The organism is Cupriavidus sp. MPR-AND1C (assembly GCF_058809705.1).
The window spans coordinates 15,382-39,553 of the sequence record NZ_JBXASU010000043.1 but is presented as its reverse complement, the minus strand read 5'-3'; the positions used below and the strand labels follow the sequence as shown (position 1 = coordinate 39,553).

The following is a 24,172-nucleotide window of genomic DNA, read 5'->3' as shown; positions in this document are numbered from 1 at the left end:
GACCAGTGGCAGCCAAATCGTGTATCCGATTGATTTAGCGAGAGATTGTCACGTGCCTCGGCTCAATGAATTTCATAATTGAAATTCAATATTTCATCTGTGAAACCGAGAAGCTGCTGCGGGTAATGCTGCAGCAGGTGCTCTACAGTCTTCGTTCCGAACGCCAACGGATGGGGAACAGGGGCAGTACAACTTGCTGTTCCGCCGGTTCATCGGTCTGTCGATGGACGATACGGTCTGGGTGCCCACCGTGTTCAGCAAGAACCGCGAACGGCTGATCCGGCACGACGCGGTGATCGAGTTCTTCAACGAAGTGCTGGCCATTGCGCAGAACAAGGACTGGCTGTCGAGCGAGCACTTCAGCGTGGACGGCACGCTGAACGTCTAGGAGTTATGGTTTTCGGGTCGGTGCAGTGACAGCATGGGTCTTCGGAGGCGGCCCGCGTGTTGTGCAGCGGACCGCGGCTGGTCATCGGGGACGACGATCGGCCTTTGCTCGTCGTTCAGGCAGAAGGATCCTGTTTCTCGTACAGCTTGAGGCAGGCCGAGAAGTCGAGCCGACCCATGCCCTGCTGGCTCATGGACTGGTAGAGCTGTTGAGCCAGGGCACCCATCCACAGCGGCTGGTGGGCCTGACGCGCCGCATCGGTGGCCAGGCCCAGGTCCTTCAGCATCAGGTCAGCGGCAAAACCGCCCACATAGCCCCGCGCGGCCGGGGCCGCGGGCTGCACGCCCGGATACGGGTTGTAGCTATCGGAGCTCCAGCAGCGGCCAGTCGAGGTGTTGATGATGCCGGCTAGCACGGCGGGATCGATACCCAGCGCCGCCCCAAGCGCCATGGCCTCGGAGACGCCCATCATGGAGATGCCTAGCAGGAGGTTGTTGCAAATCTTGGCGACCTGCCCGGTACCGGGCGCGCCGCAAGGCACGACGTTCCTGCCCATGGCGAGCAACACAGGGCGGATGCGCTCGAACAGCGGCTGGTCCGCGCCCACCATGAAGGTGAGCGTGCCGGCCTGGGCGCCGCCAGTGCCGCCGGATACCGGCGCGTCGGCAAACGGGCTGTCCTGGCTTGCGGCGGCTTCGGCAACTGTGCGCACGGTCGCCGGGTCGATTGTGCTGCAGTCGACCATCGGCACGCCGGGTCGGGCGCCGGCCAGCACACCGTCCTCGCCAAGGTAGACCTGCCTGACATGCGCCGCGGCCGGTAGCATCGTAATGACGAGGTCTGCCCGGGCTGCCGCCTCACGCGGCGACCCAGCCGAGGTCGCCCCCGCCAGCAACGCAGCGGCCACGGCGTTGGCGTCGAGGTCGAACACCGTCAGCGCATGTCCTGCCTTGAGCAGGTTGGCAGCCATGGGGGCGCCCATGTTGCCGAGACCGATGAATGCAATTTCCATGATGAGGTGCTCTCCTATCAGCGCAGCGCGATGGTGGTGTTCACGCCTTCGGCCGGCGTGTCATCGAACCAGCGTGCAGTGACGGTCTTGGTCTGCGTGTAGAACTGAACAACCTGCTTGCCGTACGGGCCCAGGTCGCCAAGCTTGGAGCCGCGAGAGCCAGTGAAGCTGAAGTAGGGCACGGGCACCGGAATGGGAATGTTGATGCCGACCTGGCCGACGTCGATCTCGCTCTGGAACTTTCGCGCCGCGGCCCCGCTCTGCGTAAACAGGCCCACGCCATTGCCCATCGGGTTGCGGTTGACCAGGGCAATGGCGTCGTCCAGCGTGTCGACCTCCAGCACTACCACCACCGGCCCGAATATCTCCTGCGTGTAGATCGACATGTCGGGGCTCACACCCGAGAAGATGGTGGGGCCAACGAAATTGCCGTTCTCGTAGCCGGGCACCTTCACATCGCGGCCATCGAGCAACAGCGCGGCGCCGGCCTGTACGCCCTCCTCGATCAGCCCGGTGATGCGCGCATGGGCTGCCTTCGACATTACCGGGCCAACATCAGTGCCTGGTTCATGCCCGGCGTTGACCTTGAGCAGCTTCGCCTTTGCGACCAGTTCGGGGAGCCAATCGCGCGACTGGCCCACCAGCACCACCACGGATGTGGCCATGCAGCGCTGGCCCGCGGCGCCGAAGCCTGCACCCACCAGTGCGTTCAGGGTCTGCTGACGATTCGCGTCGGGCAGCACAACGGCGTGGTTCTTGGCGCCCATCATCGACTGCACGCGCTTGCCGTGCTTGCTGCCCAGGTTGTAGACATGCGTGCCAACATGGGTCGACCCGACAAAAGAGATCGCCTTCACGTCGGGATGGGTGCACAGCATGTCCACGACGGTCTTGCCACCGTGCACCACATTCAGCACTCCGGGCGGCACGCCGGCTTCCATGGCCAGCTCCACCAGTTCCATTGTCGAGAGCGGATCCTGTTCCGACGGCTTGAGCACGAAGGTGTTGCCGCACACGATCGCCATCGGGAACATCCACAACGGGATCATTCCGGGAAAGTTGAACGGCGTGATGCCAGCGCACACCCCGATCGGCTGGCGCAGCGTGTAGGTATCGACGCCGCCTGCCACGTTCTCGGCGAACTCGCCCATTTGCAGTGTGCCGACAGAGCAGGCATGCTCCACGACCTCCAGGCCACGAAATATGTCGCCCTGCGCATCGGGCAAGGTCTTGCCCTGCTCGGCTGTGAGCGTGCGGGCAATGCTCTCCATATTGCGGCGCACCAGGTCCTGGAACTTCAGCATGACGCGCAGGCGCGCGCCAAGCGGGGTGTTGCGCCAGGCCAGGAAGGCGCGCTGGGCCGAGGCAATGGCGGCATCGACTTCTTCCACCGTGGCAAAGGGCACGCGGCCGATGACTTGTTGCGTGGCCGGGTTGACGACGTTGCCCCACTGATTGCTATCGGATTCGACGAACTTGCCGTCGATCAGGAGTTTTGCGGTGGGCAGTTGGAGGGTGGCGTGAGGTACAGCGGAATTCATGAGTAGTCTCCGTGACTGGGAATTTGGGAATTTGGGAATAAGGGATTGCCAGCCGGCGCATCACTGCGCCGACATCAGGCAATCGGACAACGGGATTGAAAAGGCGGAATGTCAGGCGCGAGGGCTGCGCATCAGGAGCGTGCAGAGGATGGCAAAGGTGCCGAGTCCGACCAGGTAATAGATCACATAGTGTGGATCGCCGCCGCCGGCCGCCAGCAGGGAGGTCGCGATCATCGGCGCGAAGCCGCCGCCGAGAATGCCGGCCAGCTGCACCGACAGCGAGATACCGCTGTAGCGGATCTCCGCCGGGAACTGTGTCGCGAACAACAGCGATTGCGGGGCATATAGGATCGGGAACACCACGCCCAGGCCCAGCACCATAGCCCACCACACCGCTGTCGGCTCGCGCGTGCCGAGCATGGCGAAGAAAGGGGAGGCGAACAAGCACATCAGCACCAGGCCGATGGCGAACATGCGCCGCTGGCCAATCCGGTCGCTCAGGTGTCCACACAGCGGCATCGTCACCAGAGACAGAACCGCGCCTGCCGTGATGGCATGCAGCACGTCGGCTTTGGGGAGATGCAGATGGTTCGCCGCATAGGCCAGCGAGAAGGTCACTACCATGTAGAACCAGGTATTCTCAGCAGCGCGGGCACCGATGATGGTTAGCACCGCGCGCGGATGATTGCGGATAGCTGCCAGCACGGGGGCCTTCACCGCCTTGCCCTGGGTCTTCATCTTCTGGAAGTCTGGCGACTCCGGCACCTTCAGGCGGATGAACCCGCCCAGCCCGACAAGTGCGATGCTGGCCAGGAAGGGAATGCGCCAGCCCCAGGAGAGCATGTCGGCCTCGGCCATGGCCGCCACGGAAGTCATCGCCAGCGAGGACAGGATCAGGCCAAGCCCCACGCCAGTCTGCGGCAGGCTGCCAAAAAGACCTTTACGTCCCTTGGGCGCATGCTCCACCGCCATTAGCACCGCGCCGCCCCATTCACCGCCCACCGCCATGCCTTGCAGGAACCGCATGGCCACCAGCAGCGCAGTGGACCAGTAGCCGATGCTGTCATACGAAGGGATCATCCCGATGATCATGCTGGGGACGCCCATCAGCAACAGGGTAGCCATCAGCATGGACTTGCGGCCGATTCGATCGCCGAAGTGACCGAACACGATACCGCCCAATGGCCGTCCAATGAAACCTACCGCAAAGGTGCCGAAGGCGGCCAGCGTGCCGACGGTGGGGTCCAGCGAAGGAAAAAAAATGCGGTTAAAGACCAGCGCAGCAGCCGTGCCGTAGAGGAAGAAGTCATACCACTCGATGGTGGTACCCGCCATGCTGGCCCAGCCGGCAAGCAGATAGTGCCTGGTGGTGCGTGTCGGGGTGGTGACAGCTGCGCCGTCGTCGAGGGTGGATGGTGTTTGCATCGTGTCTCCGTTGTTCTCCTGCAGCCTGTCGGCGTGCAAGTCTCGGCGAGTATAGTTATGCAAACAATCATGATGTAGTCACAAATAAACTGGTTCGATATGTAAAAATGCACATCCGAACCAGTTGTCGATGCTGGTGCTGCAATACCACAATCCTTCCCATGCCAATTCATCCTGACCTGGTCCCGGGCAAGCTCAACTGGGACGACCTGCGTTTTTTCCTGGAGGTAGCGCGCACCCAGCGCGCCAGCGGCGCCGCCAAGCGGCTAGGCGTTGACTACACTACCGTGGCGCGCCGCATCCGCGTGCTGGAAGACGCGATGGGCACGCTGCTGTTCGACAAGTCCCGTTCCGGCGGTTTCACGCTTACCGCGGAAGGGCAGCAGCTGGTGGCCTATGCCGACGCCATGGAGAGCACCGTGCAATCCGCCTGCGACCAGGTGGCCAACACCGGGCAGGCTCTTTCGGGTCATGTCCGGATCGCCTCGACGGAAGGCTTCGGCTGCTTTTTCCTGGCGCCACAGCTGACCCGCTTCCGCGCCGCGCATCCACATGTCACGGTGGACCTGCTGCCGGTGCCGCATTTCGTCAGCCTGACCAAACGCGAGGCCGACCTGGCCATTGCCCTCGAGCGGCCCGAGCGCGGCCCCTATGTCTGCACCAAGCTGTGCGACTACCGACTCGGGCTCTATGCCTCCCGCGAATACTTGGCAAGCCACTCGCCCATTGCCAGCAAGGCCGACCTGCCCGATCACGCCTTCATCAGCTACGTGGACGACCTGGCGTTCAGCAGCGAACTGCTCTACCTGGAGCGCACCGTGCCAGGCGCCACGGCCGGGCTTCGTACCACCAGTGTGATCGCGCAGTATTTCGCCGCGCTACAGGGCGGCGGGCTGGCCATCCTGCCCTGCTTCATCGCCGCGCAGCAGCCGGCGCTGGTACCGGTGCTGCCCGATGAGGTAGTGGTAACCCGCTGCTTTTGGCTGTATTGCCGCGAGGACTTGCGCAAGCTGCGCCGCATCACGGTATTGTGGGAGTACCTACGCGCGGCCGCCGAGGAAAACCGCGCTCTTCTGGCGGGGGAATCGGGAGAGCTCCGGCTTGTGGCAGACACCTGATTCCCTTGCACGCCCCCCCGATCCACTTCCGCTGTTTCCAAGAGAATTGCTGAGGCAAGCCGGCTTCGTCAGGATGCCTCAGTAGGTCGTCCAAGCGTGCCTGAGCGCGCCGGATGGTAAGACGCGGCGGCTCGCCGCTACCGGTACCTCAATGCCATGACGGCCGAAGATTCCCTTCAGAACCGAATGCCGGAATTCCACCGAATAACCCAGGAACAGGTGGTCATGCTGAACACCCAGAGCAAAGCGGAAAACCTCGAACACGAGGTGTCGAACATCAACACTCGGGGTGATTTCCCCTATATGCGCGGCGTCCTTTAGCTGCGAAGCCAACAGGCCACGCCAGGTGGTTACCGCCTGTGCCACGCTAAGACTGACAGCGCTCTCTGCTCGCCCAGCCAATTCGCTGCCGGCGCGCAGGATGAGGCAACCACCGCGCAATACATAGTCGCCGAGCCAGACGTCCAGCATGCGTACTAGCCAGCGTAAGCCTTTTGGCGCTTGCGCGGCAGCCTTTATCGCGTCGGCCGAGAGGGCCTCAGCAAAAGCAAGGACGGTCTCTGCGGGTAGCGCGCTGCGGGATTCGAAGTGCTGGTAGATGCGGCTCTTCGACACGACTTGCTAGTTGCCCACCGACGTCGACAATGGCGCGAGAATTTCCGAGCGGCAAACTTCCAGAATCTCGTCGGCCAGCGGGGAGTCATCCGGACAGGCTCGCGACAGCACGATTGCGCCGACCGAATGGGCAAGCATGTCGATCATCTTTGCGCGCGCCTCGCGCTGATCCAGCGTACCCAACGTCACGCCATCGCGTTCAAGGGTAGTCAGCAGGCTTTCGATTCCAGCCGCAAACGTGGCCTTGATGGCTTCTGGTTGACGCGCCGCATCGCCGCAAAGGGCCGCTATCGTGCAGCCGCTGCCACGGGCGTCGCGGTGCTCCCGGGAAACGTAGCGATGGATGAACTCCGGGATGTCCACTCCCCCGGTCCGCGCCTCGGTTTGTGAGATCCCGCAGGCGGCCGCCTCGGCCATCAGGTCGGCTTTGGAGCGGAAGTGCTTGTAGAACCCGCCATGGGTGAAGCCGGCGGCCGCCATGAGCTCTGCCACACCCACGCCGTCATAGCCGCGCTCACGGAATAACGTGGACGCTGTCTCAACAATGCGCGCCCGGTTCTCCTGTGCCTGTGCTTTGGTGACTTTCATGCCCGTGAGCCTCTTTCTGTAAGCCAAGAAATAAAGCTTCAATATACATTGATGTTGACCATCATCAAAGCTATTGACATTTTAGATTACGGTCATCATCATAGTAGCTCGTCTTTTTCCAAGGACTTAGACAATGAGCGACACTCACCTGACTGCACCCACCCGCTTCATCGAAGTGCACGGCGACCGCTTCGCCTACCGCCGCTGGGGCAAGCCCTCCGGCGTCCCACTGTTCTTCGTGCAGCATTTCCGAGGCGGCCTGGACCACTGGGATCCTCTGCTGACCGATGGCTTGGCCGAGGGCCGCGAGGTCATCCTGTTCAATGGTCGTGGCGTTGCCTCGTCCACCGGTACGCCTCGCAACCGGATCGAGGACATGGCCGACGACATCGCCATGGTGATCCGGGCGCTGGGCCTGTCGCAGGTCGATCTGCTCGGCTTCTCGATAGGCGGAATGCAGGTGCAGGAGGTCGCGCTGCGCCACCCCGGGCTGGTGCGCAAGCTGCTACTGCTCGGCACCGGCCTGCGAGGTGGTGATCCGACGATGGAACCGAAGGTGCTGCAGGTCGCGCCGAATCCAGTGCCGACCGCGGAAGACTTCCTCTACCTGTTCTTCGGCCGCTCGGAGGCCGCCAAGCAAGCGGGCTTGGCGTTCTGGGAGCGGCGCCACCAGCGCGTCGACCAGGACCCGCCCAGCTCGGCCGAGGTGGCCAAGGCCCAGGCCGAGGCGCACGTGGCGTACTTCGCGCCGCTGCCGGGTGAGAACCCCTATGCCTACCTGAACGCGATCCAGCAGTCGACTCTAGTGCTCAACGGCGTCAACGACATCATGATCGCCTCGATCAATTCCTGGTACCTGGCCCAGAACATCCCCAACGCCCAGTTGCTGATCTACCCCGATGCCGGGCATGGCGCGCAGTACCAGTATCCCGAGCGCTTCCTGAAGCACGCGATCCAGTTCCTGGAGGAGTAGTACTTGGCGCGCAGTCGCCGTCACTGCGAGGCGTTGGTCTGAATTGAGCGGTCCCGCAGGGCTCGACACAAGCCCCATTCGGATGATCGACCGTGCGACGACGCGCACTCGCAACAACGACCATCAATCAACTGAAAAGGAAAAAGACATGACCGACAAGACTTTGTTCAAGCCCTACACGCTTGGCTCCCTGACCCTATCCAACCGGGTCGTGCTAGCGCCGCTGACGCGCAACCGCGCCGGCGCCGGCTTCGTTCCCGGCGAACTCGCCGCCACTTACTACAGCCAGCGCACGTCGGCCGGCCTGCTGATCTCCGAGGCCACGCAGATCTCGCAGCAGGGACAGGGCTACCAAGACACGCCCGGCATCTACACGCAGGCGCAGATCGACGGTTGGCGTCAGGTCACCGACGCTGTTCATGCGAAGGGCGGGCGGATCTTCCTGCAGTTGTGGCACGTCGGGCGCGTCTCGCACGTCGACCTGCAGGAGAACGGTGCCGCTCCGGTGGCGCCCTCGGCCATCCAGGCCGGGACCAAGACCTTCGTCAACAACGGCTTCACCGACGTCTCCGCGCCGCGCGCGCTCGAACTGGACGAACTGCCGGGAATTGTGAACGACTTCCGCCAGGCCGCGGCCAACGCCGTCGCCGCCGGCTTCGACGGCGTCGAGATCCATGGCGCCAACGGCTATCTGCTGGACCAGTTCCTCAGGGATGCCGCCAATGTCCGCACCGACACCTATGGCGGCTCGGTCGAGAATCGTGCACGGCTCGTGCTGGAGGTGGCCCGTGCCGTGGTCAACGAGATCGGCGCCGAGCGCACCGGCATCCGCATCTCGCCGGTGTCGCCGGCCAATGGCGTTTCCAGCAGCGATCCACAGGCGCAGTTCGACTACCTGGTCGAGCAGCTCGACGCCCTGGGCCTGGTCTACCTGCACGTCGTCGAAGGCGCCACTGGCGGCCCGCGCGACGTGGCCCCGTTCGACTATGACGCGCTGCGCAAGCGTTTCAAGAACACCTACATCGCCAACAACGGCTACGACCTGGCCCTGGCCGCCGCCCGCCTCAACGAGGGCAAAGCGGACCTGTTCGCCTTCGGCCGCCCGTTCATCGCCAACCCCGACCTGGTGGAACGGCTGAAGACCGGCGCACCGCTGGCGGACTTCAATCCGGCCACGCTCTACGGCGGCGGGGCGGAGGGCTATACCGACCACCCGACGCTGGCCGAGGCCAGCGCCCAGTAAGTTCTCCGGGGCCGCACCGCAATGCGGCACCGGCCAACATGCCGCGCCATCGCGGCCTGTTCACGTTTCGCCACAGAACAAGCACATGACAACCCGTTCGACTGTCCTCATTACCGGTGCATCCACCGGCATCGGTGCCACCTACGCCGAGCGCTTCGCGCGCCGCGGCCAAGATCTCGTGCTGGTGGCGCGCGACAAGGTGCGGCTGGATACCCTCGCGGCCCGCCTGCGCGAGGAAACCGGCGTCGCCGTTGATGTCCTCCAGGCCGACCTCACCCGCCCCGACGACCTGACCGCGGTCGAGAAGCGCCTGCGTGACGACGCCAGGATTGGCATCCTCATCAACAATGCCGGGGTCGCCCAGTCCGGCGGCTTCATCGAGCAGACCGCCGACAGCATTGACCGGCTGGTCACGCTCAACACGACTGCGCTGGCCCGGCTGGCGGCCGCCATCGCCCCGCGCCTGGCACAGGTTGGCGAAGGCGCCATCGTCAACATCGGCTCGGTCGTCGGCCTGGCGCCGGAGTTCGGCATGTCGGTCTATGGGGCGACCAAGGCCTTCGTGCTGTACCTCTCACAGGGGCTGAGCCTGGAGCTGACACCCAAGGGCGTCTACATCCAGGCCGTGCTACCGGCGGCCACCCGCACGGAGATCTGGGAGCGCGCGGGTATCGACCTCAATACCCTGTCCGGAGTGATGGAAGTGGACGAGCTGGTCGATGCCGCGCTGGTCGGCTTCGATCGCCGTGAACTCGTGACCATCCCGCCCCTGCATAACGCCTCACGCTGGGACGCCCTGGAGGCCGCGCGGCAAGGCCTGCTTCCGGACATCAGGCAGGCGCACGCCGCAGAGCGGTATCGCACGGCCTCGTAAAGCGCCCTCCAGAAACCTACGGCGCACAATGGTCGAATGAACGCGTGGGCGCCCCATCGTATTTGACGGCGGGCCTTCTCCCTCACATCCCCAGATTTCCGGTTCCATACGGGGACGCGGAGTCAACAATGACCCATTCCGACAAACACGTTCGATCGGGCACGACCTACGCCAACGCCGCGAACCTATTGATCGACGTCGGGGGCACCGCCTTTGCCTACCGCGACCTGGGGCCTCGCAGTGGAGTGCCACTGATTCTTCTCAATCATTGGGGCGCGGTACTGGACAATTTCGATCCGCGGATCGTCGATGGCCTTGCCGGCAGGCATCGCGTCATTGCCACCGACTACCGGGGAATCGGCGCGTCGGGCGGAACGGCGCCCGTGACCATCGATGAAATGGCACGCGATGCCATCGCCCTGATCCACGCACTGGGTTTCGAGACGGTGGATCTGCTCGGCTTTTCCCTCGGCGGATTCGTGGCGCAGGACATGGTGCTGAAAGCGCCCGGCTTGGTGCGCAAGCTCCTTCTGACCGGTACGGGCCCGGCGGGTGGCCAAGGCATCGACAAGGTCGGCGCGGTCTCCTGGCCATTGATCATCAAGGGCCTGCTGACGCGGAGGGATCCCAAGTACTACCTGTTCTTCACGTCCACGGCGAATGGTCGCCAAGCCGCGAAGGCCTTCCTGGATCGACTGAAGGAACGCAAGCGAAACCGGGACAAAGACCCGACACCGGTCGCCTTCCTGCGGCAGTTGAAGGCGATCAAGGCCTGGGGCCGGCAAGCACCGCAGGATCTCGGCAACATCCGGATCCCGGTCCTGATCGCTAACGGCGACAACGACATCATGGTGCCCACCGTGAACAGTACCGACATGGCGCGCCGCATTCCGGACGCACAACTGGTCATTTACGAAGACGCCGGGCATGGTGGAATTTTCCAGAATCAGGCCGACTTCGTATCAAAGGCCCTTTCCTTCTTGAATGAATGACCGATTCATGCTGGCCGCCGCCGGGGCATGCCTGCGCGATGACGCCAGTATCGGCATCCACACTAACTGATTGGAGACAATGACATGAATCAGCCAACCGCAATCGTGTTCGGCGTGGGATCGGTCCGCGGAGTCGGCGGCGCCGTGTGCAGGCGCTTCGCGCGCGAGGGCTATCACGTCATCGCGACCGGACGCACACTGTCCAAAATTGAGGAGGTGGTTGCGCAGATTACCGCGTCTGGAATCGGCAGTGCCGAAGCGATTCGGACCGACGTGACCGATGAAGCGCAGGTGATCGCCGCTTTCGACCGGGCGATGAACCCAGGGCCGGGCCGCGAGCCTGCCGATGTCATCGTGTCCAACGCTGGCAACAACGCCCTGATCGATTTCACGAAACTAACCGCGGCACAGTTCGAAGACTTCTGGCGCGTTGGCTGCTATTCGGGCTTCCTCGTCGGTCGCGAGGCCGCACGGCGACTGGTCCCGCTGGGCCGTGGCACAGTCATCTTCACTGGCGCCTCAGGCAGTCTGCGCGGCAAGCCCGGCTTTGCGCACTTCGCCACCGCCAAGGCGGGACTTCGAATGATCGCGCAAAGCATGGCCCGCGAATACGGGCCCAGGGGAATTCACGTCGCGCATATCGTCATTGATGGCGGCATCCTGGGAGATCGGCTTCAGGGCGCCTATCCACAAATGATCGAGCACCTCGGTCCGGAAGGACTCCTTGAGTATGATGCCATTGCCGAAAACTACTGGATGTTGCACCGCCAGCCCAAATCGGCGTGGACGCAGGAACTCGACCTGAGACCGTTCAAGGAAAACTGGTAACCACACCGAATCAAGCCGCCGCCGGCTCAGGAATCGATGCCCATTGACAGCATGGGTTTTGCGATCCGGCTCAACTTGCAATTCTGGTGGCTTTAAAACGTTCCCCCCTCCGCCCTGTCAACGACGAGGGATCAGCGTTTCGTCCTGCCAACAGGATGCCCCTGGAGGTAGCGCGACCGGTGCGAGGCTCGGAGCTCGGAGCTCGAGTAGGGCTTTGATCAACGCCGCCATCTCTGGTCCCTATTGCTCTACCGGCGCACCTTGCGGCCGAAAGCGCCGTACCTGTATCTCCCTGCCAGCCTGCTCAATGCCCGTGGCCAACCTGATCGGCATGCGCTGGTTCAGCCAGCAGCCGGTGGGCGCCCCCAGTCCAGGCTGGCCCTCACGTTCGCCTACGACGCGCACGGTGGCGTGCGCCCGGCTCGGGGCCGATGTGGTTCGCCATAACCTCATCGTAGTGGACTTTCACCACCTGCTCCTTGCCGGTGTCCCCGCGCCCTCAGAACTGATGGCGAACGCCCAGGGCAACACCCACCATTGAGGTCTGGCCATTGCCCAGCGCATAGCTGTTGCCCACGGAGAGGCTGGTGGCGAAAGTCGTCGCCACTGATTCCATCATCAGACCGGCGTGCTTCGCGTATGCCGTGCTCAGATAGACATCGGTACGCTTGGAGAACGAGTAGGTCGAAATGAAGGCGATCTGCCACGGGTTGGCCACGTTCGCATTGCCGAACAGGCTCTTGAGGTTGTCGTAGCTGTACTCGAGCGTCAGGCCAACCGCTGGCGTCACTCGATAGGTGCCGCCGATCCAGTAGTAGTCATCACGCTGGATCAGGACGTCGGTCGCATTCTTGGTCTGACCCCAGCGATAGCCGCCCATCACCTTCGCCGGCCCATAGGTGTAGCTTGCGGCGATCACAGCCTTCTTGGCGGTGCCGCTGCCGGTGCCGATGGTCGGATTCCACTGATCGTAGCCAGCAGTCAAGCCGAGCGGGCCCGCTCCATAGACCAGCGCGGCGCCATACGCGGTGTCACGCCGGAACTGGCCCGGGACTTCGCCGTTGCCGCCGATTGGCACCGCCACACCCGCCGCGGCCGGCAGTGCCACCCCGGCACCGAACGACCAGTGAGCGAGCGCTGTAACAGGACCGAGCTTGCCCGTGTACTTGACGGTATTGTCCTCGCGGTAGTTGGCGCCCTGCTGCAACACAGTGGGCTCATACTGGGTCGAGTAGACTCCTGGCACGAAGTTGGCGAGTGCGTCAAACACCGAGGTGTACTGGCGGCCAAGGGTGATCTGACCGAAGCGCGCATCTTGCACGCCCACAAATGCCTGCCGCCCGAACAATCGGCCGCCTTGTTGCAGGGTGCCGGTATCAAGACCGAAGCCGCTCTCCAGCACGAAAAGCGCTCGAAGTCCCTGGCCAAGGTCCTCCGTACCGCGTAGGCCCCAGCGCGAACCTGACAAACCACCGGAATCCATGCGGACAACGTTGTTCCCGGAACCGGAATTAAAGCCGTTGCTTGCCGTGGGCAATGCGGCAACGTGATTGGCGTACTCGACGTTGACGTCCGCGACGCCATAGAGCGTGACGGACAACTGCGCGAATGCAGCCGGCGGACAAGCCAGCAGTGCTGCAAAGGCGATTTTCCTGAGGGTCATTGGTGTCTCTCTCCGTTTCTCTTCTTGTTACTACTGATGGAACCAGATTCGTTCTCTGATTGGAATCGCTGAACCAGCGTGCAATGTGTCGATGACTAGCCAAGCAGCGCGTACGTGATCCCTGCATCGTCCCCACGATGCAGGGTTGGGGGGATGCGCGGATCCGTACCCGCCTGGGCGATCAATGCCCGAAGGCGGGTTGTCGCGGTGCTGCCCGAATTGTTCCCAGGCCTTCGATCAACAGCCCAGCGCAACAGCAAGTTCCACCAGATTCCTGGCGTGAAGCGTGTTGTCCGCATTGGGAGAGACGTCCTTGTGCTGGAAAGGACCGTATTCCAGCGGCCTCTCGATGTAAGCGGTTTGCAGTCCGCATGCGCGCGCATGTGCCAAGTCATCCTGATGAGCCGCCACCATCATGACTTCGCCTGGAGCGATATCGAACACCTGAGCGACTCCCAGGTAAGTCGCCGGGTCGGGCTTGTACTTGCGAAAGACCTCTGCCGAAAGAATGCAGTCCCACGGTAGAGATGCACTCTTCGACATATTGGCCAGCAATCCGATATTGCCGTTCGACATGGTGCAGATCGTGTATCGCGACTTCAATCTGGTAAGGCCTTCCACCGCATCCGGCCACGCCTCCAATCGATGCCAGGCCTTGTTCAGGTTGCGTTTCTCCGCCTCCGTCAAGTGCAGCACCTGAAACGTTTCCAGGAGTTCATCCAGGACCATCCTGTGCAGGTCGTCAATCGAAGTCCAGCCAAGTTCGCCGGACATGACCTTCTGGATAGCCGGCATGTAGCCTGCTCTCCAGGCCAGCGTGAACTTGTTGCGGTCCACGTCGAGGTTCATCGCACCGAGCTCTTGCATGACGCTCTTGTACCAATCGACGACTGTTCCGAATACATCGAAGGCAAGCACTTTGGTGCCGGCAGCCAATTGAGGATTCATGTGTTCCATCATCTTGTTTGTTTCAAGCCCCACGCTTGCAGGAGAAGGCACAGGGCCACTCGCGCAACCATCGAACCAATCAGGCGTCGTACCCGGGGTTGGTACGCTCAAGCTTGCGCAACAGGGCCGGCCACACGAAACGGCCGCCAATGCCGCCGGTCTGCGCGCGCGCATCGGCCTGCGCGGTCGCCTGGATGGACTCATCGACCATGGTCAATGGCCCGCCCGCCTGTGCCGCGATCTGAATCTGGCAGGCGCTCTCGAAGATGTACATCGCCAGGAACGCGTCCGCGATCGTCGCACCTACCGTGAGCAGGCCATGATTGCGCAGCATCAGGTAGTTGGCCTTGCCCAAGTCCGATTGCAGTCGCGGCTTCTCCGCGTCACGCAGCGCAATACCTTCATAGTCGTGGTACGCCAGCGAACCCTGGATCACCATCGACTGCTGCGAGATGGGCAGCAGCCCTGCCTGCTGCGCGCTGACGCCGACACCGGCACGCGTATGCGTGTGCAACACACACTGCACGTCCGGCCGTGCGGCATGGATGGCGCTGTGGATGACGAAGCCGGCGCGGTTCACCGTGAACGGCGACTCGGTGAGCTGGTTGCCCGATGCGTCGACGCGCAGGAGCGATGACGCCGTGATCTCGTCGAACAGCAGGCCGTAGGGGTTGATCAAAAAGTCATGACCGTCACCCGGCAGGCGCGCACTGATGTGCGTGAACACCAGGTCGGTCCAGCCGTGCAGCGCCACCAGGCGATAGCAGGCAGCCAGGTCGCAACGCAGTTGCCATTCTTCAGCGCTGACGACTTCTTTGAGAGATGGGATATACACGATTGACTCCTTTAAATAATGGGGGGGCTGCGCCAATTTCTGACCTACACGGTGCCCGAGGTCTGCGGCTGCGACCGCTGCGCGTGGCGTGACCGCATCAGCTTCTTGTCCAGCTTGCCCACGCTGGTCTTGGGCAGGCTGTCGGCAAACATCACCTCTTGCGGGATCGCGAACTTCGAGATCGCGCCCGCGTCCGCGAACTGCTTGACATATGCACGCACGGCGTCAGCATCAAGGGCCGCGCCAGGCTTTGGCACGATCACTGCAGCAGGACGCTCGCTCCAGCGGGGGTCGGGAATACCGATGACGGCGGCTTCCTGGATCTGCGGATGCTTGAGGAGAATGTCCTCAAGCTGCAGCGACGAGACCCATTCGCCACCGGTCTTGATCACGTCCTTCAATCGGTCCACGATGCGGACGCAGCCATCTGCATGCATGACGGCGATGTCCCCTGTGTGCAGCCAGCCACCGCCCCACAGCGCCTGGCTCGCTTGTTCATCACCAATGTAGGACTGCGTGAGCCAAGGCGATCGCGCCACGAGTTCACCGGGCGAGCGGCCGTCCGGCGGCAGGTCGTTCATTGCTTCGTCGACGATACGCAACTGGACGAATGGGATGGCCCAGCCCGCATGGCAGCGGGCTTCAATCTCCTGGTCAGTGGGTACCTCGGACCGTGCCGATCGGGGTTGTGCCAGAGTGAGGATGGGCCCGGTTTCCGACATGCCGTAGCCGGCAAAAACATCAATCCCGATTGTCATTGCGGCTTTGGCCAGAGACTGCGCGAGCGCCGCCCCGCCGATGACGACGGTCCAGCCGTCGAGGCGCTGACCTCTCGCGGCCGCAGCGTCCAGCATCATCTGCAGGATCGTCGGCACGCAGTGAGAGAAGGTGACCTTCTCGCGCTCGAACAAGGTGAGCAGACGGTCCGCAATGTATCGCCCGGGGTACACCTGCTTGACGCCCATCATCGTGGCGACGTAGGGCAGTCCCCAGGCGTGAACGTGGAACATGGGCGTCACCGGCATGTAGACGTCGTCATGGTTGAAGCGACCCGCGCCCGGCCCAGCTAATGCGGAACGGCTGGCCAGGGTATGGAGCACGAGTTGCCGATGACTGAAGTGGACAGCCTTGGGCAACCCGGTGGTGCCGGTTGTGTAGAACGTGGTGGCACGTGTCGACTCGTCCAAATCGGGCCATTTGGTCACCGCGTTCGAGCGAGCGAGCAGCGCCTCGTACTCGGCGGCGATGGGAAGCCGGGTCGCAGGCGGTTGGGCCTCATCTGTCATCAGGACCAACTGTTTTCCTGGGACCACGCGGTCCCAGATCTCCTCGAGCATCGGCAGAAACTCCGCATTGACAAGGATGAAGTCGTCCTGCGCATGGTTGATGGTGTAAAGCAGTTGCTCGGCTGAGAGCCGGACGTTGACCGTATGCAGCACCATGCCCGCCATCGGGACCGCGAAGAAGCACTCCAGGTAGCGATGCGTGTCCCAGTCCATGACCGCGATGGTGTTGCCGGGCCCCGCACCCAACGACGCCAGGCCGGCCGCCAGGCGCCCGATGCGCCGGCTCAGTTCGGCGTAATCGAAGCGCACGGCGTCGCCGTACACAACCTCCTGTGAGGGGTTTCGGGTCAGCCCGGCTTCCAGCAGTTGCTTGATCAGCAACGAGTTCCGCCCAAAGGCGTCAGATGTGGTACCCGATTCCACGGTTGCAGATTGCATATCAACAGCCTCTATTGAGAAAATCGAGGAGCGCGGCATTCACCGCCTCGGGTTTTTCTTGTTGCACCCAATGGCCGGCATCGGCGATGAACCGGGATGAGACCAAGCGGGAACAGGCATCGCGGTGCATCGCGTCGAGCGCGCCCGGCAGCATGTGGACGCCCCAGTCCTGCTCACCGGCGATGAAGCAGCTGGGCACGTCGATGGTCAACCCGGCATAGAGCTGCAGCCCCTGCTGAAGCTCACGGCTGGTGGCGGCCCGGTACCACAACAGGCCGCCCTGGAAACCCGTGCGGCCGAATTCCTGGCTATACACGCAAAGCGCTTCATCCGACAGCCACGGGCTCGGCCGCAGCTCGCGTTGTGCAAGGCTGCGGGCGACGGTTTCGGACATCCCCACGTCGGCGTCCATCACGTAGTAGGTCGGCAGCCGGGCCAAGGATTGCGCGGTCAGGTCGGGCAAGGGCTCGGGCCGCTCGTCGGCGCCCTGCGCACTCTTCAGGTAGTAATAGCCCCGCAAGAATTCATGCAAACCCTGGCGGGCGGCGTGCATCTCGGCATTGGCGTCCGGGCCGGAGTAATAGAGTTGGTAGTGCTTGCGCGGGCGCTCGAGGGCCGACAGGCCCGCGACGGCTTCCGCCAGTTGCCTGGAACGAAGGTCCGGAGCATCAGGTGCGCCGAGCCGGAACGGCGGCGGCCCGGTGAAAGGCGTGGCCAACATCGCCAGTGAACGGAAGACGTCGGGGCGGATCAGCGCGCACCAGGCGGCGACGTGCGCGCCGAAGTCATGGCCCACCACGGCGTGGACCGACGTCCTTCCAAGCGCCTGGACAAGGCCCAGTACGTCTCGCACCAGGTTGTCCATTCGGAAAGTGCCAAGGTCCGTGTCGGCTTCGGCAATCCAGCCCGTCGTGCGGCCATAGCCGCGCTGGTCGGGCGCGACCACGTAAAATCCCGCTTGCGCCAACGCGTTCAGCTGATGCCGCCAGCTGAACGCCAGCTCGGGGAAGCCATGCAGCAACACGATCATCGGCGTCTCGGGGCGCGGGTCGCCCGCCTCCAGCCAATGCATGCGAAGGCCATTGCCGTTGTCGGAATAGCACGCGCGCACGCCGGGCTCGAGCGGCAAGGTCATCATCGATGGGTCCTGGGTCATTGTTCAGCGCGCGGAGGCATCCGGCATCTTCCCGGCCGGAAGCGATCGATGATCAGCGCGGGGGCGAATCGACCCGCTGCCGATCATCACGAAGGCGCCGGCCAGCATGACGCCGGCGATCAGGAACAGGCCGCCGGTCAGGCTGCCGGTGGATTGCTTGATCACCCCTAGCACGTACGGGCACGCAAGTCCGGCCAGGTTGCCTAAGCTGGTGATGATCGCGATGCCTGCAGCAGTCGATTGCGGGGACAGCTGGGCGGTCGCGACCGCCCAGAAGACCGGGAGCGCCGACACCGAGCCGGCAATCGCAATCGCGATCAACGCGACCGACAGCCACATGTAGGCGCCGGTCCAGCTTGTGAGCGCCAGCCCCACCCCGCCGATGGCGACCGCCACGGCGTAGTGCCAGCGACGCTCGGCTCGCTTGTCCGAGTGGCGGCCGTACAGGATCATGGCTAGGGCCGCGAATGCGTAAGGCACGGCGGAGATCAGTCCAATGATCTGCATGCTCTTTGCGCCCAAGCTCTGGATCATCGTAGGCATCCAGAAACTCAGGGTGGTGCCGCCGCAAACGGCCGCGAAGTACAGGAAAGACAGCAGGTAGACCTTGGGGTCGCGCAGTGCGGCACCCGCGGCCTCCAGCGCCGGCGTCGAGGCGTGAGGGGCAGCTTGCGTGGGCAGTTCGACGCGGATCATTCGCTTCTCGTCCTCCGACAGCCACTTGGCCTCTTCAGGCGAGTTGGACAGGCAGGCGTAGACAACGAAACCTAGAAAGGCAGAGGGCAAGCCTTCCAGCAGGAACATCCATTGCCAGCCGCGAAGCCCGTGCCATCCGTCGAGGTTCTGCAGGATCCAGCCTGACAGCGGGCCCGCAAAGAGGCCGCCTACCACCGTCGCGCTCATGAGCAAGGCGATGATGCGCGCGCGGCGCGCAGCCGGGAACCAGAAGGTCAGGTAGAGCACAATGCCCGGGAAGAAGCCAGCCTCGAACGCCCCCAGCAGGAAGCGTGCAATGTAAAACTGCGAGGGCGTAGTGACAAACATCGTCGCCGCGGAGATCAGGCCCCAGCACAGCATGATGCGCATGATCGTCAGGCGCGCGCCGATCTTCATCAGGAAGATGTTGCTGGGCACCTCAAACAACGCATACCCGACGAAGAAGATGCCCGCGCCGAGCCCGTAGATGGAATCGGTCAGGTGCAGGTCCGAGCTCATCTGCAGCTTGGCATAGCCGACGTTGATCCGATCGATATACGAGATGACGTAGGCCAGGAAGAGCAGCGGAACCAGCCGCCACGTGATCTTCCGGTACATCTTCTCCCTGCGTAGTTCATGCACATGGTCCATAGGACCTGCCAGGGCGGGCTTTGCCGTTCGGTTCATCGTGGGTCTCCAACATTCTTCTTATATTTAAGGGCCGTATCGGTCATCAGGGCCGTGCCGTGGGATGGCTAGGGCCGAGCGGGCCAGTCCGCAAGGCCCCGTCAGGTCTCGGCCATCGCGGCCGCTTTCTTGTAGATGCTGTTGACGGGATGCTTGAACAGGCGGCGCACCATTGGCTCGAACTCCGCAAGCAGCAACGTCTCGGCCATCGGGTCGAAGGCCGGGCTGTCATACAGCTCGCAGAACTCCGCCGTGCGGTCGTAGTTCGGATGCCCGGCGAACTGCTCGCGCATGTCGCGATCCATGCCAAGATGATGGAAGAAGTAGTGCCCCTGGATCGCCATCCAATCCTGGGCCGTGCTTTCTTGGAATCTGCGAAATGTTGCGCGCTCAGTCATAGGTGTCAACCAATGCGATGAAGGATTGCACATGGTAGGGATGGGCTTGCACGCGCGAATGCAATGCAGCTGACATTCCACGGGTAAGTCCTAGGGCAAGTCGCTCGCGGCGCCCTGATCAGGCCTCGCTGAGCGAGTTCAGCGTCTGCTCCGACTCGATGACGATGCGTCCGTATGACAGCGACAGTGCTCCCGTCGCGGCCAGGGCCTTGAGCTCCAGGGACAAAGTCTGGCGGGTGAGGCCCAGCATCATCGCGAGGGTCTCCTGTGTGATGGGAATCACCCGCCTGGAACGGGGCAACGCCGGAGCGTCGCCACGCGCCAGCCTGAGCAGTCGCCTCACGACACGAGCACGTGTGCTACGCAGCGCCGCATCCTCGAAGAAACTGAACATGGTTCGGGTGCGCGCCGTCTGCAGGACCGCGATCGCCCGTGCGAACCGGACATTCAGCATCAATTGCTCGAACAGTGGCGGCGCGATGTGCAGCACTTCGGCATTGCGCACGGCATGGATGTCGTGCGTGCGGGGCAATCCGTCGAGCGACGACGCCTCGCCGCACCAATCCCCCGGCTCGAGCAAGCCGAAAATCATTTGCCGCCCGTCTTCAAGGACCGAGGAGGCAGCGAGAGCGCCGCTCACAACGCCGAAGAATCCGTTCGCCGGATCCCCCTTGCGCACGACGAACTCACCGCTTCTGACACGAAACGGGCGCCCTTGCGTTAGCAATACCTCTTGCGATGCCGGTTCAAGCGACTCGAACCACGGGTCGCCAAAGATGTCCAGGAGTTCTTTGTATGGCGTCGACATTTGAGGATGCTCTGTTACCGGGGGGGCGAGCCGCCCGGCCTGCGCATCGCCTCCTCCAGTACGGCGAGGGCATGGCTTCCATTCATATCAAGCTGGAGGCAGGGCACGTCTGGTCGCTTGGTTGACACTGCACGATGAAGGATCGCATCAGCCCTTGGGCGTGGGATGGCGGCATGCGGTTTCTGCCCCACGGCTGGTCATACATGCAGTGGAGCAGAGTCCGAAATGAACCAACGGGTGATCGCGCCTACCTGACCCGGACGACGACCTTTCCCTTGGCTCGGCCTTTCTCGACATAGGCCATGGCCTCGTTGGTCGAATCAAATGAAAAAACCCGATCCAATACCGGCCGTATTGCGCCGCCATCAATCAGTGAAGTGATCTCGCTCAACTGGTGCCCGCTGGCCTTCATGAAAAGGAATGAATATTTCAGGTCACGACCTATCGCCCGCTTCCGGACTCCGTAACTCAGGAGACGAACAGCCGATCTCACGAACCACGGCGCTCCGATTCCACGTGCGAAAGTGGGATCAGGAGGTCCGGAGATCGAGATGAGTGTTCCGCCGGGCTTAAGGACGCGCAGGGATTTCTCCAGCGCCGTTGCGTCTTGGCTGTGGAGGACAACATCGTAGCCCTGCAGTACTTTCTCGAAATCGTCGCTCTTGTAATCGATGACGACGTCTGCCCCGAGACCTCTTACCAGGTTGGTGTTGGCGCTGCTCGTGGTGGTGGCTACAGTGGCGCCAACATGCTTGGCCAACTGGATCGCAAATGTGCCTACGCCACCGGAACCCGCCTGGATGAATACCTTCTGTCCTTTCTTCAGATTGGCCTTCTCGATCAACGCTTGCCATGCCGTCAGCCCCACCAGGGGGATCGATGCGGCTTCTTCCATGCTCAGTGCTTTGGGCTTGATCGCCAAAGACGCTTCCTTGACCGCGATGTACTCGGCGAAGGTGCCAATGCGGAAATCATCAGGCCGGGCATAGACCTCGTCGCCCGGCTTGAACTGCCGGACGCGAGAACCGACCTCGACTACGACGCCGGCGACGTCGTGGCCCAGGACAAGGGGCAAGCGATAGGGAAGGATCAGCTTGAACTCGCCGTCCCTGATCTTGGAATCCAGCAAATTCACACCTGCCGCATGGACCTGGACCATGACCTCATCCTCACCCAGCATCGGGCTCGGTACCTCCGCGCGACGCAACACGCGCTGTTTCCCGTACCGATCGAGAAGAAATGCATTCATGGTCGCTCTCATTCCTGACGCCCCCAGGTCTGCGAGCGGCCCAGCATTGGCACGCCAATGTAGCCGCGCACGCTGAGCGTCTTGCCATCGTCGGCCAGGCGGACCTTGCTGCGATAGACCTTGCCGTTGTCGGGATCAAGTATCTGACCGCCGACATACTCTTCGCCCTCCTTCTTCAGGCCACTCAGGATGACCAGGCCGATGACCGGCGCATTCTTGTTTGCGCCCTCGCATTTCTCGCACTTCGGATTCGGGTCCTCGCTCGGGGCGGGAAACACCTTTTCTATCTTGCCCTGAAGCGTTCCATTCGATTCAGTGATGCGGATCAGCGCGCGCGGCTTGCCGCTGGCGTCGTCAACATTCTTCCACAGGCCGGCGGGCGACGCGTCGCCGGCCCGCACCGGCGCCGCCGCGAGCGCCGCGGCGAGAATCAGAGCGACGCCGGCCGCTTGTTTCAAACGGAGCGTTGCCATGGCCTCAACGGTTAACGTTGCCTGGCCAGCGCGTGGCCGCCTGGCGATGCGTGATGACATGGGCATTCCTTTCTCACAGATTGGTTGACTGGGTGTTCGTCCCTAGCTACGTCGAGAGACAGCAGCTCGAACGATCGCTGACTGGTTGTGTCGGCGCGTCTACTGGTCCCATACACCTTGTAGCCCGCCTTCGCGAGCCGCTCCGCGGTGGCTTGGCCGATGCCTGAGGAGGCCCCTGTAACGAGGGCAATCTTGCCCCGCATGTTCATGAAGTTTCTCCGTCAGAGCGTGGAGTTCGGGATCGTCCGGGATGCGCGTTGAGGGTGATTCGACGCGGCACGCCAATACGAGCGCCATCGTTATTTCGCATGATGAATATCATATGAATTAGCGAGCGAGATGGTTGCATTGGCGAGAGTTCAGATTTTTGATGCCGGGGCGAGCAGGCGTTTCAGCGCGGCTTCGAGCAGGCGATCGGACAGCGCTGGCTCGTCGACTGCACGAGCCAGCACCAAGGCACCGACCATGGTAGCGACGGTCACGAGTGCTTGTTCGTGCGCATCGGGTTGTCCCCAATCGGGAGATTGTCGGGCGACTAGGTCCGTCATCGCCTTGATGTGGCGAGTCGTCGCACGGCGCACTTCGGGCGCCTGCCGCGGCGTTTCCGAGCCTAGCGCGGCCAAGGGACATCCCATCTCGACAAGTTCGAGGTGTTCCTTGGACAGATAGGCTCGACACATGGATTCCAAGGCCGTCTTGGGGGTCGCATTCGCAACAACGTCTTGCGCGACGGCCGCGGACTCTGCACACGCTCGATCCGCAGCTTCTGCCAGCATGGCTTCGCGCGAGGGAAAATGAGCATAAAACGCCCCATGCGTCAGCCCGGCGTCCTTCATGATGTCGGCGACGCCAGCGCCGTCATAGCCACTGCGTCGGATCGCCCTGGCAGCCGCGGCCACAATGCGTTCGTGCGACGCTTCCTTGGCAGCGCTTCTAGCGTTGATTTTCATATTTCGCATGATGTGTATCATATCAAATTTGCGCGATGCGTGTGCCGCGGTTTTCCCGCAGACGACAACTGCCTAGCCAGCGTTCCCTCAACCGGCCTTCCTCGTTCGCTTGCCATCGGGCTCAGCGCTCGGCGAACCTCCCCATCCGGCTGTTGCATTGGCAGCCGAAGTCTCGGCACGCTTGCGATCCGCCCCAAGCCCGACGACGACGTTGACGCACATCGGCACCAGGATTTCAGCAGATGGATCGTCGATGGCCGCGAAGTGACCGCCGAGTTCGAGCATGATGAATCCGTGCAAGGCGCTCCATAGCTGGGCCGCAATCCGATCGGGATCGATCTTGCGCACGATGCCGCCTTCCACCAGGCGGGTGCACTCCCAATGCAGATACGCGTAGGACGCGGTAAACGATGCCGAGCGCCCTCTCGACTCCGACTCCGGCGTGCCTCGCGAGGGGCTATACCTGCCGTGGATCGAAAGACCGAACATCAGGTCGTACAGGTGCGGGTTGCTTCTCGCGAAGTCACGGCACGCGAGAGCCATCGCACATAGATCGACCATGGGATCGTCTGTGTTTGCAACCTGCTTGAAGATCGCAGCCTGCCGTTCAAATCCTTCATCCGCAACGGCCTGCAGCAATTCAGGCACGCCGCCAAAGTACGTGTAGACCCCCATTGTTGACAGTCCTGCTTCACTTGAAACCGAACGGGCCTTGACTTCGGAAGGGCCATTCGTCGTGAGCAGACGAATCGCTGCCTCGACGAGGCGGGTGCGCGCATCAGGGAAAGTCCTATCAGTGGTCATATTGCAAGCCCTTAATAACAACGTTATGCTACCACAAATAACACTGTTATTTAGTGACCTGCGCCCGTGTGAGTGGCGTTGCAAACACAGTCGGACCTGACGAGTTGCTCAGTGCACACGCGCT

Annotated in this window: 22 protein-coding genes and 3 pseudogenes; 7 read left to right on the top strand and 18 right to left on the bottom strand. The window is 62.7% G+C overall.

Annotated elements, in window-relative coordinates:
* Nucleotides 1-107 precede the first annotated feature (107 nt).
* Nucleotides 108-379: pseudogene (locus tag AC1RWI_RS22090) on the top strand (transposase); the annotation flags it as partial.
* 124 nt (nucleotides 380-503) lie between these two features.
* On the opposite strand, the gene mmsB reads toward AC1RWI_RS22090, so the two are convergent.
* From mmsB to AC1RWI_RS22075, 3 genes are all read right to left on the bottom strand, one after another.
* Nucleotides 504-1,400 (bottom strand): 3-hydroxyisobutyrate dehydrogenase, encoded by an 897-nt coding sequence (gene mmsB / locus AC1RWI_RS22085; RefSeq protein WP_043354119.1) that lies wholly within the window; start codon nucleotides 1,398-1,400, stop codon nucleotides 504-506.
* A 17-nt stretch (nucleotides 1,401-1,417) separates the two neighbouring features.
* A complete protein-coding gene (locus AC1RWI_RS22080) occupies nucleotides 1,418-2,941 on the bottom strand; it encodes a CoA-acylating methylmalonate-semialdehyde dehydrogenase (protein WP_492868767.1) in 1,524 nt (507 codons plus the stop codon).
* Nucleotides 2,942-3,052: 111 nt separating this feature from the next.
* Nucleotides 3,053-4,366, bottom strand: coding sequence for an MFS transporter (locus tag AC1RWI_RS22075; RefSeq protein ID WP_492868765.1), 1,314 nt, complete (start codon nucleotides 4,364-4,366; stop codon nucleotides 3,053-3,055).
* Between the two features lie 161 nt (nucleotides 4,367-4,527).
* Between AC1RWI_RS22075 and AC1RWI_RS22070 the strand changes: the two genes are divergently transcribed.
* Entirely contained in the window at nucleotides 4,528-5,484 is a 957-nt protein-coding gene (locus AC1RWI_RS22070) for a LysR family transcriptional regulator (RefSeq protein ID WP_492868763.1), read from the top strand.
* 78 nt (nucleotides 5,485-5,562) lie between these two features.
* Here the strand turns inward: AC1RWI_RS22070 and AC1RWI_RS22065 are convergent, their stop codons facing one another.
* Both AC1RWI_RS22065 and AC1RWI_RS22060 read right to left on the bottom strand, forming a co-directional pair.
* Nucleotides 5,563-6,099: a TetR family transcriptional regulator C-terminal domain-containing protein gene (locus AC1RWI_RS22065; RefSeq protein ID WP_492868761.1), complete on the bottom strand. Its 537-nt coding sequence runs from the start codon at nucleotides 6,097-6,099 to the stop codon at nucleotides 5,563-5,565.
* 6 nt (nucleotides 6,100-6,105) lie between these two features.
* Nucleotides 6,106-6,687 carry a TetR/AcrR family transcriptional regulator gene (locus AC1RWI_RS22060; RefSeq protein ID WP_043357917.1) on the bottom strand — a complete coding sequence of 194 codons (582 nt, stop codon included), beginning with the start codon at nucleotides 6,685-6,687 and terminating at the stop codon, nucleotides 6,106-6,108.
* A gap of 133 nt (nucleotides 6,688-6,820) precedes the next feature.
* On the opposite strand from AC1RWI_RS22060, the gene AC1RWI_RS22055 reads away from it, so the two are divergent.
* The 5 genes from AC1RWI_RS22055 (at nucleotide 6,821) to AC1RWI_RS22035 (ending at nucleotide 11,597) form a co-directional block, all read left to right on the top strand.
* On the top strand, nucleotides 6,821-7,660 hold the full coding sequence (locus tag AC1RWI_RS22055) for an alpha/beta fold hydrolase (RefSeq protein ID WP_043354114.1): 840 nt from the start codon (nucleotides 6,821-6,823) through the stop codon (nucleotides 7,658-7,660).
* 148 nt (nucleotides 7,661-7,808) lie between these two features.
* Complete coding sequence (locus AC1RWI_RS22050; protein ID WP_492868758.1) at nucleotides 7,809-8,903, top strand: alkene reductase; 1,095 nt, start codon at nucleotides 7,809-7,811, stop codon at nucleotides 8,901-8,903.
* A gap of 85 nt (nucleotides 8,904-8,988) precedes the next feature.
* Nucleotides 8,989-9,777 carry an SDR family NAD(P)-dependent oxidoreductase gene (locus tag AC1RWI_RS22045; protein ID WP_492868756.1) on the top strand — a complete coding sequence of 263 codons (789 nt, stop codon included), beginning with the start codon at nucleotides 8,989-8,991 and terminating at the stop codon, nucleotides 9,775-9,777.
* A gap of 128 nt (nucleotides 9,778-9,905) precedes the next feature.
* Nucleotides 9,906-10,769 carry an alpha/beta fold hydrolase gene (locus AC1RWI_RS22040; protein ID WP_043354108.1) on the top strand — a complete coding sequence of 288 codons (864 nt, stop codon included), beginning with the start codon at nucleotides 9,906-9,908 and terminating at the stop codon, nucleotides 10,767-10,769.
* Between the two features lie 84 nt (nucleotides 10,770-10,853).
* Nucleotides 10,854-11,597 carry an SDR family NAD(P)-dependent oxidoreductase gene (locus AC1RWI_RS22035; protein ID WP_492868754.1) on the top strand — a complete coding sequence of 248 codons (744 nt, stop codon included), beginning with the start codon at nucleotides 10,854-10,856 and terminating at the stop codon, nucleotides 11,595-11,597.
* Nucleotides 11,598-12,096: 499 nt separating this feature from the next.
* Here the strand turns inward: AC1RWI_RS22035 and AC1RWI_RS22030 are convergent, their stop codons facing one another.
* From AC1RWI_RS22030 to AC1RWI_RS21970, 13 genes and pseudogenes are all read right to left on the bottom strand, one after another.
* A complete protein-coding gene (locus tag AC1RWI_RS22030; RefSeq protein ID WP_043354104.1) occupies nucleotides 12,097-13,260 on the bottom strand; it encodes a porin in 1,164 nt (387 codons plus the stop codon).
* Nucleotides 13,261-13,497: 237 nt separating this feature from the next.
* Nucleotides 13,498-14,220, bottom strand: a complete 723-nt coding sequence (locus AC1RWI_RS22025; RefSeq protein WP_144409948.1) for a haloacid dehalogenase type II — start codon at nucleotides 14,218-14,220, stop codon at nucleotides 13,498-13,500.
* 67 nt (nucleotides 14,221-14,287) lie between these two features.
* Nucleotides 14,288-15,046: a class II aldolase/adducin family protein gene (locus AC1RWI_RS22020; protein WP_201777400.1), complete on the bottom strand. Its 759-nt coding sequence runs from the start codon at nucleotides 15,044-15,046 to the stop codon at nucleotides 14,288-14,290.
* A gap of 41 nt (nucleotides 15,047-15,087) precedes the next feature.
* Nucleotides 15,088-16,767 (bottom strand): fatty acid--CoA ligase, encoded by a 1,680-nt coding sequence (locus AC1RWI_RS22015; RefSeq protein WP_043354101.1) that lies wholly within the window; start codon nucleotides 16,765-16,767, stop codon nucleotides 15,088-15,090.
* Between the two features lies 1 nt (nucleotide 16,768).
* Entirely contained in the window at nucleotides 16,769-17,905 is a 1,137-nt protein-coding gene (locus AC1RWI_RS22010; RefSeq protein ID WP_492868751.1) for an alpha/beta hydrolase, read from the bottom strand.
* 21 nt (nucleotides 17,906-17,926) lie between these two features.
* On the bottom strand, nucleotides 17,927-19,306 hold the full coding sequence (locus AC1RWI_RS22005; RefSeq protein WP_063778461.1) for an MFS transporter: 1,380 nt from the start codon (nucleotides 19,304-19,306) through the stop codon (nucleotides 17,927-17,929).
* Nucleotides 19,307-19,407: 101 nt separating this feature from the next.
* Nucleotides 19,408-19,668: pseudogene (locus AC1RWI_RS22000) on the bottom strand (HD family phosphohydrolase); the annotation flags it as partial.
* Nucleotides 19,669-19,822: 154 nt separating this feature from the next.
* Nucleotides 19,823-20,512 (bottom strand): Crp/Fnr family transcriptional regulator, encoded by a 690-nt coding sequence (locus tag AC1RWI_RS21995; protein WP_043354095.1) that lies wholly within the window; start codon nucleotides 20,510-20,512, stop codon nucleotides 19,823-19,825.
* 247 nt (nucleotides 20,513-20,759) lie between these two features.
* Nucleotides 20,760-21,761: an NADP-dependent oxidoreductase gene (locus tag AC1RWI_RS21990; RefSeq protein ID WP_492868749.1), complete on the bottom strand. Its 1,002-nt coding sequence runs from the start codon at nucleotides 21,759-21,761 to the stop codon at nucleotides 20,760-20,762.
* Between the two features lie 8 nt (nucleotides 21,762-21,769).
* Nucleotides 21,770-22,234, bottom strand: a complete 465-nt coding sequence (locus AC1RWI_RS21985) for a DUF2147 domain-containing protein (RefSeq protein ID WP_043354092.1) — start codon at nucleotides 22,232-22,234, stop codon at nucleotides 21,770-21,772.
* A 95-nt stretch (nucleotides 22,235-22,329) separates the two neighbouring features.
* A pseudogene (locus AC1RWI_RS21980) lies at nucleotides 22,330-22,503 on the bottom strand (SDR family NAD(P)-dependent oxidoreductase); the annotation flags it as partial.
* A gap of 150 nt (nucleotides 22,504-22,653) precedes the next feature.
* Entirely contained in the window at nucleotides 22,654-23,265 is a 612-nt protein-coding gene (locus tag AC1RWI_RS21975) for a TetR/AcrR family transcriptional regulator (protein WP_492868747.1), read from the bottom strand.
* Between the two features lie 66 nt (nucleotides 23,266-23,331).
* Entirely contained in the window at nucleotides 23,332-24,048 is a 717-nt protein-coding gene (locus AC1RWI_RS21970; protein WP_082055103.1) for a TetR/AcrR family transcriptional regulator, read from the bottom strand.
* Nucleotides 24,049-24,172 lie beyond the last annotated feature (124 nt).

What these genes read in the sequence shown, in the direction of transcription:
- mmsB (WP_043354119.1), bottom strand. Translation starts at nt 1,400, where the DNA reads ATGGAAATTGCATTCATCGGTCTCGGCAACATGGGCGCCCCCATGGCT.
- AC1RWI_RS22080 (WP_492868767.1), bottom strand. Translation starts at nt 2,941, where the DNA reads ATGAATTCCGCTGTACCTCACGCCACCCTCCAACTGCCCACCGCAAAA.
- AC1RWI_RS22075 (WP_492868765.1), bottom strand. Translation starts at nt 4,366, where the DNA reads ATGCAAACACCATCCACCCTCGACGACGGCGCAGCTGTCACCACCCCG.
- AC1RWI_RS22070 (WP_492868763.1), top strand. Translation starts at nt 4,528, where the DNA reads ATGCCAATTCATCCTGACCTGGTCCCGGGCAAGCTCAACTGGGACGAC.
- AC1RWI_RS22060 (WP_043357917.1), bottom strand. Translation starts at nt 6,687, where the DNA reads ATGAAAGTCACCAAAGCACAGGCACAGGAGAACCGGGCGCGCATTGTT.
- AC1RWI_RS22055 (WP_043354114.1), top strand. Translation starts at nt 6,821, where the DNA reads ATGAGCGACACTCACCTGACTGCACCCACCCGCTTCATCGAAGTGCAC.
- AC1RWI_RS22050 (WP_492868758.1), top strand. Translation starts at nt 7,809, where the DNA reads ATGACCGACAAGACTTTGTTCAAGCCCTACACGCTTGGCTCCCTGACC.
- AC1RWI_RS22045 (WP_492868756.1), top strand. Translation starts at nt 8,989, where the DNA reads ATGACAACCCGTTCGACTGTCCTCATTACCGGTGCATCCACCGGCATC.
- AC1RWI_RS22040 (WP_043354108.1), top strand. Translation starts at nt 9,906, where the DNA reads ATGACCCATTCCGACAAACACGTTCGATCGGGCACGACCTACGCCAAC.
- AC1RWI_RS22035 (WP_492868754.1), top strand. Translation starts at nt 10,854, where the DNA reads ATGAATCAGCCAACCGCAATCGTGTTCGGCGTGGGATCGGTCCGCGGA.
- AC1RWI_RS22030 (WP_043354104.1), bottom strand. Translation starts at nt 13,260, where the DNA reads ATGACCCTCAGGAAAATCGCCTTTGCAGCACTGCTGGCTTGTCCGCCG.
- AC1RWI_RS22025 (WP_144409948.1), bottom strand. Translation starts at nt 14,220, where the DNA reads ATGATGGAACACATGAATCCTCAATTGGCTGCCGGCACCAAAGTGCTT.
- AC1RWI_RS22015 (WP_043354101.1), bottom strand. Translation starts at nt 16,767, where the DNA reads ATGCAATCTGCAACCGTGGAATCGGGTACCACATCTGACGCCTTTGGG.
- AC1RWI_RS22010 (WP_492868751.1), bottom strand. Translation starts at nt 17,905, where the DNA reads ATGATGACCTTGCCGCTCGAGCCCGGCGTGCGCGCGTGCTATTCCGAC.
- AC1RWI_RS22005 (WP_063778461.1), bottom strand. Translation starts at nt 19,306, where the DNA reads ATGAACCGAACGGCAAAGCCCGCCCTGGCAGGTCCTATGGACCATGTG.
- AC1RWI_RS21995 (WP_043354095.1), bottom strand. Translation starts at nt 20,512, where the DNA reads ATGTCGACGCCATACAAAGAACTCCTGGACATCTTTGGCGACCCGTGG.
- AC1RWI_RS21990 (WP_492868749.1), bottom strand. Translation starts at nt 21,761, where the DNA reads ATGAATGCATTTCTTCTCGATCGGTACGGGAAACAGCGCGTGTTGCGT.
- AC1RWI_RS21985 (WP_043354092.1), bottom strand. Translation starts at nt 22,234, where the DNA reads ATGGCAACGCTCCGTTTGAAACAAGCGGCCGGCGTCGCTCTGATTCTC.
- AC1RWI_RS21975 (WP_492868747.1), bottom strand. Translation starts at nt 23,265, where the DNA reads ATGATACACATCATGCGAAATATGAAAATCAACGCTAGAAGCGCTGCC.
- AC1RWI_RS21970 (WP_082055103.1), bottom strand. Translation starts at nt 24,048, where the DNA reads ATGACCACTGATAGGACTTTCCCTGATGCGCGCACCCGCCTCGTCGAG.